Annotated in this window: 1 protein-coding gene; it reads right to left on the bottom strand. The window is 38.1% G+C overall.

Annotation, left to right across the window (positions count from 1 at the left end; all coding sequences use genetic code 11):
- Positions 1-12: 12 nt before the first annotated feature.
- Positions 13-465, bottom strand: coding sequence for a hypothetical protein (locus tag GOU96_RS18240; RefSeq protein WP_324702118.1), 453 nt, complete (start codon positions 463-465; stop codon positions 13-15).
- Between the last annotated feature and the right edge of the window lie 34 nt (positions 466-499).

Here is a 499-nt window from a genome sequence, read left to right as displayed (position 1 = left end):
TTGAGGCGTTTGTTAGGGCCTTAATGCGCTCTGTTCTAGTTTTTCTATTTCTTTTTCCAGTTTCGGAATTATTTTGTCTGCATTAATAACATTTTTGCACGCCCGAAATGCATTTCCTGATAAGTTCCCGATAAGCCAACATGCAATAGCTCCCAAAATATGATCAATATTTGTCAAATCGACTTTGCCCGCCATTTTTATACCAATGACTTGAACGAAGAACAAAACCAGAACAATTAATATCAACTTTTGTGCAACATACGCGAATAAATAATTCCCATTTTGAAATTTCACTATTTCATCTAGTCGTTTACGTCGGTTGTTTAGCGACCAATTGTTAGCCTTATTTGATAATGATTTGGTGACTCCCTTTAGCTTTCCCCAAGTCCCAAACACTGTAAGCCCAAAACTAATAACTCCGAGAATGGACCCCGTCAAATTTAAAATTTCTTGCCAATTTCCCATATTTACCTCACTTGCCCTAACGCCCGCCTAAGGG

It is taken from the genome of Vibrio sp. R-1 (assembly GCF_035615595.1).
GTDB lineage: Bacteria > Pseudomonadota > Gammaproteobacteria > Enterobacterales > Vibrionaceae > Vibrio > Vibrio cholerae.
The sequence above is the reverse complement of the archived record's forward strand: the minus strand, read 5'-3'. Positions and strand labels throughout refer to the sequence as shown.

Bases quoted from the DNA above. Each gene is read 5' to 3' on its own strand.
- GOU96_RS18240 (WP_324702118.1), bottom strand. From the start codon at position 465: ATGGGAAATTGGCAAGAAATTTTAAATTTGACGGGGTCCATTCTCGGA.